8 protein-coding genes and 3 pseudogenes are annotated in these 7,931 nt (G+C 64.0%); 2 read left to right on the top strand and 9 right to left on the bottom strand.

The window, feature by feature from the left end; translation table 11 throughout:
• Positions 1–8 precede the first annotated feature (8 nt).
• From JNW89_RS38925 to JNW89_RS20945, 5 genes and pseudogenes are all read right to left on the bottom strand, one after another.
• A pseudogene (locus JNW89_RS38925) lies at positions 9–197 on the bottom strand (hypothetical protein); the annotation flags it as partial.
• A 561-nt stretch (positions 198–758) separates the two neighbouring features.
• On the bottom strand, positions 759–1,280 hold the full coding sequence (locus JNW89_RS20965) for a hypothetical protein (RefSeq protein ID WP_238450188.1): 522 nt from the start codon (positions 1,278–1,280) through the stop codon (positions 759–761).
• 790 nt (positions 1,281–2,070) lie between these two features.
• On the bottom strand, positions 2,071–2,658 hold the full coding sequence (locus JNW89_RS20955) for a site-specific integrase (RefSeq protein WP_238450187.1): 588 nt from the start codon (positions 2,656–2,658) through the stop codon (positions 2,071–2,073).
• 54 nt (positions 2,659–2,712) lie between these two features.
• Entirely contained in the window at positions 2,713–2,910 is a 198-nt protein-coding gene (locus JNW89_RS20950) for a hypothetical protein (protein ID WP_238450186.1), read from the bottom strand.
• Between the two features lie 24 nt (positions 2,911–2,934).
• Positions 2,935–3,522, bottom strand: a complete 588-nt coding sequence (locus JNW89_RS20945) for a mobilome CxxCx(11)CxxC protein (RefSeq protein WP_238450185.1) — start codon at positions 3,520–3,522, stop codon at positions 2,935–2,937.
• A 598-nt stretch (positions 3,523–4,120) separates the two neighbouring features.
• Between JNW89_RS20945 and JNW89_RS20940 the strand changes: the two genes are divergently transcribed.
• Entirely contained in the window at positions 4,121–5,020 is a 900-nt protein-coding gene (locus tag JNW89_RS20940; protein ID WP_238450184.1) for an FKBP-type peptidyl-prolyl cis-trans isomerase, read from the top strand.
• A gap of 36 nt (positions 5,021–5,056) precedes the next feature.
• Here JNW89_RS20940 and JNW89_RS38920 read toward each other — a convergent pair whose 3' ends face one another.
• Positions 5,057–5,221, bottom strand: coding sequence for a hypothetical protein (locus JNW89_RS38920; RefSeq protein ID WP_375155124.1), 165 nt, complete (start codon positions 5,219–5,221; stop codon positions 5,057–5,059).
• Positions 5,197–5,505, bottom strand: coding sequence for a transposase (locus JNW89_RS38915; protein ID WP_375155125.1), 309 nt, complete (start codon positions 5,503–5,505; stop codon positions 5,197–5,199). Before JNW89_RS38915 ends, JNW89_RS38920 begins: the two co-directional genes overlap by 25 nt.
• A gap of 8 nt (positions 5,506–5,513) precedes the next feature.
• Between JNW89_RS38915 and JNW89_RS20930 the strand changes: the two are divergent.
• Positions 5,514–5,930, top strand: a pseudogene (locus JNW89_RS20930) (transposase); the annotation flags it as partial.
• Here JNW89_RS20930 and JNW89_RS20925 read toward each other — a convergent pair.
• On the bottom strand, positions 5,927–7,207 hold the full coding sequence (locus JNW89_RS20925) for an IS701 family transposase (RefSeq protein WP_238450189.1): 1,281 nt from the start codon (positions 7,205–7,207) through the stop codon (positions 5,927–5,929). The pseudogene JNW89_RS20930 and the gene JNW89_RS20925 overlap by 4 nt on opposite strands.
• Before the next feature lie 405 nt (positions 7,208–7,612).
• A pseudogene (locus tag JNW89_RS20920) lies at positions 7,613–7,931 on the bottom strand (transposase); the annotation flags it as partial.

Here is a 7,931-nt window from a genome sequence, read left to right as displayed (position 1 = left end):
GGTCGAGGTCACACCGGCGTCAGCCTTCCGCACCGCGTCCGGCCACAGAGGACAGGGTCACCACCGTTTCTGCGCCAGAGCCGTTCGTTTGACAGACCCTCCGTTGGCAGCACCGGCTCGGCGACCCGGCCCGCAAGCGAAGTGATCACCGTCAGACCGGGCTGGGCGTTCAGACGGGCCGCGAGGTCGCGACCCTCGCGGGTCCCGCCAGGATGAGAACCGGCATCTCACCTCCCGTTCTGACGATCGGAGCCGATTGTGCCGCAATCTGGAGCAACGCCAGGGCGACGACGGGGTTGGCAGTCGTCTCGTCCGGGAATGTCCCGGCTGGTGCGTGGTAAGGGTGGGCGGCAAGAGCCCTGGCCCAGTCGTCGCATCACCACTCGCTCACCGACCCGAGCTCCGCGTCCGCTTGAACTAACGGCTGAAGGATGCTTCACCGCCGTTCGCTTGCTTGACCGCCGACTCGCTCGTGACTACGAGACGTGACCAGAACACTCCCGAGCCCACATCGACCGTATGCGCGCTCCCTCACGACGACTCGTCGGTCCACCGGGTCGTGCACCTGGCGGAAGTTCTTCCCGAGACGGGAAGGGACACCACAAGTGCCGTCCCTTCCGTTCCAGAGCAAGGCCTCCGGTGGTCTTCATCGCGTCAGACCGCCGGCGCTACCCGTCGTCCAAGGGCGTGCGACGAGGAGATCGGCTTGCAGGCACGCAAGGGACTTGATCTCAGCCACACACTACTCAAGCCGCGCTTCAAAGCGTTCCTGCGATCTTCTCAATTAGCGAGCGCTGCTTATCGAACGGAGCCCGGCTACTTACCATGATTTCGACTGCCGCTTTACGGGCAACCAAGGTGTTCACCGGTTTGGTTGTACCCACGCCCCCAAGGCTGCTTGAGAAGGCTTCATCGAGCAAACCGTCAACTTGGGCGGTCGGCTGTCCCGAGCTTTCGAACCCCGCCCGGCCTTGAGCGAAGGCTGCCGCGCTGCTGTTCAGCTGAAAGCGCACGAGGGTCCCGGAGTTATAGCGACAAAGAATGACGGTACCGTTGACGGTACGCTCGGCCTCATCGGGCGTTGCCGCCAACGTCGCAGCAATCAGATCCGGTCCCGGACACTCCGGCGGAGCTGCCTCGGCTTTCGGCGTGCCTGGCGCGTGGCTAGTCGCTTTCGGCGTGCCTGGCGCGTGGTTCGTCGTTGGTTGGGCGCACGCCGCCGTCGTCAGAATCGATCCAGCAAGGGCCAACGCGAGACATGCAATGCGGCTGGGATACATGGGGCAATCTCCTCCATGACGGGGATGGTGTGACCTTTCCAAGTTCAGCTCGGCTTAGTCGCCTAGGGCCCTGCCCCTCGGAACCCTCGCCATTAGGGTGTCGGGACAGCTGTTTCCGATCTCAAGACCTGGCGCCTCCCTGATTCTTCCGCAGGCGTTTTGACTGGTTCCAGTCAGGTGCATGAAGGTGCAGCGCAGCCACGTGACAGCCGCGCCACCAGCCGATCATGCCTTTACCGAAGTATGGCGTCCTGAGGAGTTGGTACTCAATCTCCTACCGGTCTCCATCGACGGGACCTTCAAGCGACGATAGGCATGCGCGTGCCGCGAGTATCGTCGGGTTATCGGGTCTCAACGAGAGCCATCGCAAGCGCGGGTGAGGGCGGGAGCAACTCGAGCAGCGACGCCTCTCGGGCAGAGCCGGGGGTGCTGTGCTTGGACGCCGGCGAGGGTCCCAGGAGCTTCACGCGGCGTCTTGCCCAGGGCTGGCCGTCTAGGGCGTGGCCCGCCGATCTTGAAATGGTTGATCGTTCACGATGTGCCGTGGTGCGTCGTGGTGAGTGACCAATGAGGTCGCGCACCCAACTGACGCCTTTGGTCGACAACATCGCCCGGGTCAACAGCATCCGCGGCCGCCCCCGGCAGCGGCCCGATCGGCTCTACGCTGACTGAAGTTACGACTACGGCTGCTACCGCCAGGGCCTGCGAGCCAAGGGCATCGCCGCGGTCATTGCCCGACACGGCTCCGGCCTCGGTACCCGACGCCGCCTGCGTCCAGTAGGAGACCTCGTCACGCGCCACGCCGCCGTTTGGTGGCGATCTTGACGGCGACGGCGTCGGCTGCCTCGCGATGCAGGCGTTTGACCACGCTCTGGTAGGTGTCTCGGGTGAGTGTGGTGGTGGAATGCCCGAGTTGGTCGGAGACGACTTTGATGTCGACGCCGGCGTCGAGGGCGAGGGTGGCGGCGCCGTGGCGCAGGTCGTGCAGTCGGATGGGTGGCAGCCCGGCTTTCTTGACGAGGCGGCGGAAGCGCTGAGTGACCGAGTTGGGGTGCCATGCTCTGCCGTCGGGGCGGACGAAGAACAGCCCGGTGTCGGGCCAGTCCTTCCCGGCGGAGAGACGCCAGGCGGCGCGGCGGGCCTTGTAGGCGGTGAGGACGGCGACGGTGTCGGGGTCGAGGATGACCTCGCGGTTGCCGGCGTCGCTCTTGGGCCGTTTCTGGTGGGTTTCGTAGCCGTGGGTGGCGATCTGGTTGACGATGCTGACCTCGCCTCTGTTGAGGCGGACTTCGGCGTCGAGGAGACCGCGTGCCCTACCTGGGGCGGTGACAGCGCTGGTCGCCAGCGGAGGATGTGCAGCCCGCTCGCGCACGATCATGCCGCCGCTTCGTCCCGGCTGATTCTTGAACGGTCTGCTGCCGCAGAGCGACTATCAGCGGCCGCAGCAGGTGCACGTTCCATCTGAGACCGGCCCGAGCACAACGCGGAAGGACTCTGCAGCAACCTTCTTCTCGCGTTGCTGCACTGCGGTGCTCCTGTTGTAGCTATTCCATTCGTCAACGAGTTCCTGTTGTTGTTGCGGGTTAAGATTGAGAATTCCTCGCCATACCAACAATGTACGCTGGTCCATCGAGTTGCACCCTTTCTCGCTCGGCTAGAAGTTTCCGCAAGTGTCACAGTCAGAAGGCTTGAGTGAGGTCGGCATTTGCTTGCAGGTCGCGCAGCGTTGTTGATAGTGACGCAGGGCCGCTCGCATGCCCCTACGCTTTTCCTTCTCAGCCGGGTTCTGCCGCGTGTCAAGCGCTCGACGGTTGTGGTCGTCGGCGAGAACTAGACCGAATTGCGTCTTGAGTTGGCCGACTGGGATGCGGCCGCCAAGCAGCTCGTCGTATCGGCGCACTAGATCGTTATTCACGGTCACCGACTCGTTGGCATGGGCGTGTTGGTCCACCCACCCAGCAATCAGCGACCATAGGGACACGGCAATCTGCCCGAGCAGGACGGTCGCTCCGACAATGCCGACGATAGAGAGCCACTCAATATCCGGACCGAAGGACATGACGGTAGCGCCAACCAGGAGTGGCACCGCGATGCCAATGTAGTTGAGGATGTTCAGCTTCTTGCGTAGCCGCGCAGCCCGCCGCTGGAAGATATCCGCCGTCCCGAACGCATACAACCGGTTGACGCGGGCCTCTTCAAGGGTGCGGTTACGCAAGGTGAGTTCGGAGTTGCTCACAGTCATCCGTGATCCGTTCATCGCGACTCAACTGGCCGTGATCCGGGAGGGCTTCGAGAAAGAGACGCTACACCCCCATGGCGAGCACGCGGTGCACCTCTAGCTACTGGAAGGTAACAGGCGTCACCGGGTGGATTGATCTCCGACGAAGCCGCCACGCAGCTCAGGGAGCAGAGCAAGTGCCCGTTTCGCGCTCTTGATCCCCTAGCCGGCGACCTCCCAGACCAACGCGCTTGAGGGTACGAGTGTCCGTAGCACGACGCGAAATTGGATGTTCCAGTCCCTTCTATGGCGTGAGGCTCCAACCAGCGAACGAGCTCTTGGCCGGACAAGCAACGTAAGGCCGAAGGTTTCTGAGTAGGCCCTACTCATTCGTTGAGGCGAAGATCATGGAATGCTCCTACTGTCACCTGCGAGTCACGCACCGCTTACTGCGGCATGCGGCATGCGGCATGCGGCATGCGGCATGCGGCATGCGGCATGCTAGTCCAGGCCGCGCACCCGCAGCAAGCAATAGGCGTCTCCGCCAACGGTTTGGCCGGCTCAGGACACCCCTGCCCCGGTCGCATCCTAGGGAAGGTACATGCGCTCGCGAATTGCTGCGATGCTGATCATCGGAATTGTTGCGCTCTCCGGATGCAGCGACCCCGAGGCTAAGGAACTGCCGACGGTCAGCGGTAAATTTGGAGATAAGCCGGCGATCATATTCTCAGGATCTCCGATAAGGGGATTTCAGAAAAAGATTGTAAGCGAAGGTAATGGCCCGCACGTCGGAGGCAACGACTACATCAAGGCTCACGTCACCTCCCAGGTCTGGGGAAAAGGAAAGTCCTCCAGTACATATGAGAAAGGTGTGAACGCCGCCCAGGTTTTTCAGCTGAATGCCTCCGATTCCCCACCCTTGGCGAATCGCGGTATCCCTGGCACTAGAGTCGGCAGTCGCATCCTGATGACGGACAGCGCTGGAGATGCGTTTGGTGGCCACATTCCTCGTAACGTGAACGCCGAAGACGTCGTAGTTGTCGTCGTCGACGTATTAGCAGCGGCATCCGTTGACCCCGGTATCATTAGCCAGGGTAGAGCGGCACCACCACAGCGAAGCGCGATGCCAAGAGTTACGGGCCGAGCCGGATCCAAGCCCGTAGTAACGGTTCCAGAAGACTTCAATCCGTCACGCAAACTGCGCGCCGACAACCTCATCCTCGGCATTGGCCCTAAGGTGAATAGTGGTCAAACGATCATCGCGCACTCCTTCGCGCTAGGGCTAGCTAACCGAAAGGTCTTCCAAAACACCTGGGAGTCCGGGCACCCGGGGGCCTATCCTCTCGGCGCAGGCGTCCTCGTCAAGGGTTTCGAGGAAGGGCTGACTGGCAAAAATGTGGGGGATCGGGTGCTTCTGATCATCCCGACTGAAATGGCATATGGGGATAGCCCGCCGCCGAATAGTGGCATCTCCAAGGGGGAAGCGCTCTTCTTTGTGGTTGACATTCTAGCCACCCTTTAAAAGGGCGTCTGATCTCGCTTGGTGAGGTTGGTCCGATTAGGTGGTTTCGTTTCGCCAGGTTGGGGTGGATTCTCCGGTGAGGTAGCGGCTCATTGTGTTAGCCATGGCCCCATGGATCATCGCCCGGGTGCGTTGGGGAAGGGTCTCGTAGTCACGCACGAGCCGTCGGTGCTGCATCAGCCAGCCAAAGGTTCGTTCCACGACCCACCGTCGGGCTGGACGTGGAAGCCCTTCCCGGCGGGGCGGGGTGCCGCCTCGACGTCGATTCCCAGGCGTGCGCCGTGCGCGCGGACGGCCGTGTTGTAGCCGCCGTCGACCCAGGCCTTGGCCCGGCCGGGTGATCGGCGGCAACGGTGTCGAGCAGGTGCCGGCCCGCGGTGGAGTCCTGCACCGACGCCGGCGGTGACGATCACGGCCAGGAGCAGGCCGAGGGTGTCGGTGGGGATGTGCCGCTTGCGCCCCTTGATCTTCTTCGCCGCGTCGATGCCCTGGCTGGCCGCAGACGGTGGTGCAGACGTGCGTGATCCATCTGATCCGCAACACCTTCCGCCTCACGTCGCGCAGGTACTGGGATGAGCTGAAGCGCGATATCAAGCCGATCTACACCGCGGTCAACGCCACCGCCGCCCGGGCCAAGTTCATCCCGTTCCTCGACTACGACCTGGAGATCCGCACGGTCATCTGCTCGACCAACGCGATCGAGTCGCTCAACGCCCGCTACCGGCGGGCCGTCAAGGCCCGCGGCCACTTCCCCAACGAGCAGGCCGCGTTGAAGTGTCTGTACCTGGTGACCCGGTCCCTGGACCCCACGGGAGCAGGCAGGACCCGATGGACGATGCGCTGGAAACTCGCGTTGAACGCCTTCGCCATCACCTTCAGCGACCGCTTCCCGGCCGCTGAAACCTACTAACCAAGATCGCCGAAAACACCGTTAGCGAGACAGTCCCCCACAGTCCCGGCTTGTCGGGTGTAGTGGCTAGTCTTGGGTCGGGCTTGGTGACGGCGTCGGCGGATGGACCAGAGCAGCGGGTCGGTGCGGCGGCGGGTGGGTTCGATGATCAGGATGTTGAACAGGTGGCGTAGCTCGTTGACGGTCAGCGGGATCAGATCGGCTGGGTTGTAGCGGTGGCGGTGGCCGGCGGTCGCGGCGGCGAGGAAGGCGTGGGCGAGGATCGCGAGGGTGATCCAGCGGTGCCAGGAGGTCCAGCGGCGGTGTTGGTGCTGGTCGAGGCCGAGTCCGGTCTTCGCGGCTTGGAACGATTCTTTGATCTTCCAGCGGCGGCCGGCGACCGCGACAAGGACACCCAAGGCGACGGGTTCGAGTGACCAGCAGCGGTAAAAGGCCAGCTCGCCGGTTCTGCGATTGCGGCGGATCAGCAGCCAGTGGTGTCCGCCGTGGCCGTCGGCGGCGTGTGGCAGAGCGGTGAAGGACCAGTCGTAGTAGCGGTAGCCTTTCGCGCCCAGGCCGGCGGACACCCGCTGCCACGCGGTGGCGGGAAGCTTCGCGGCCAGGACGTCGACGCGGTAGGTGCCGAGGCCGGTGGTCACCTGATGTGAGCGGGCCACGGCCAGGACGTAGCCCAGTCGCAGCTGACGTAGCCGTGCGGCCAGGCGCGGATCGTTGCCGTAGGCCTCGTCGCCGGCCGCCCACCGGCAGGGCAGCCCGGCGGTGACCGCGGCCTCGATCATCCTGGCTGCCAGTTGCGGCTTGGTCGCCAACCGCACGGTATCGAGGATGCCGGTCTCGGCTCGCCGCTCGGGGTCGTCGCACCAAGGCTTCGGCAGGTAGAGGGCCGTATCGAGCATCGCGTGAGCAGCCTCGGTGGCGTAGACGAGATGCACGGCGAGCTGATAGTTCTCGACTTTCCCGGCCGTGCCCGAGTACTGCCGCTGGACGCCGACGGTGTGCCGTCCTTTCTTCAGGTCACCGGTCTCGTCGATGACCAGCACGGCGTCAGCCTCACCGAGCTGCCGGGCGACGAACGCGCGGACGTCGGCACGGACCGCGGTGTCGTCCCACTTCACCCGGGTCAGCAGGTCCTGCATCCCGTCCGGGCCGGCGTCCCCGGCATGCTCCGCGATGGTCCAGCAGTTCTTCGTCGGTAACGGCGCCAGCAAGCCCCGGACGAAGTCACGCACCTGGCGACGCGGCTCCGGCCTGCGGAAACGATGCCCGACCGTCAACATCAGGTCGTCAAACAACACCCGCCACCGCTAGCGTCTGCCCTGTATCTGGCAGCCACCGCTGCCTCATGGTCAGTCCACACAACCGTCCATGATCAACGGTGGCTGCCCTCATTCCCGCACCGCATCGATCCGCAGCTCAGCCAAGGTCAACAACCCCGGCTGGAGCACTAAGACGTCAGACATCTCGCGCAGCAGTCCGAGGGCCTTGCCTGGGTCAAGTCAACAACTGTCACCCGATCGCTGAAGATCCCTTAGTGCATCAGAAGTCCGACTCGTCGCCGTACATCATCCCAACCTTGCACGACATATTGAAATCGGCACCGATTGTAGGAGGAACCCACACAGTGGTCCTAACAGAGTTGAACCCGCCGCTCGGCGACCACACGACGGCAGGCATGAACGGCCGCGTGCCGCTCGCGAGTGCGCTCGTCCAGAGGCCGGTCCGGGCGGGCTGGACCTGCCGTGCCAGCAGCGGCTGTGCGCGGCCACGGTCTTCTCGACCGCCTTGGCCAGGTTGTGCCACAGATGCCACCGGTCGCTGACCTGCACCGCCTGCGGCGCACCATCGCGGATGGCCTCGGCATACACGGCCGACCCGTCGCGGCAGACCACCTCCACCTGCGGATGTTCGCGCAGCCACGCGGCCAGGGTGGATGCCTTCCGATCAGGAAGCACGTCGATCCGGCGGTGGGTGACCGCGTCGATCAGCAAGGTCGCGTACCGG

It is taken from the genome of Micromonospora sp. 4G55 (assembly GCF_016803375.1).
The sequence above is the reverse complement of the archived record's forward strand: the minus strand, read 5'-3'. Positions and strand labels throughout refer to the sequence as shown.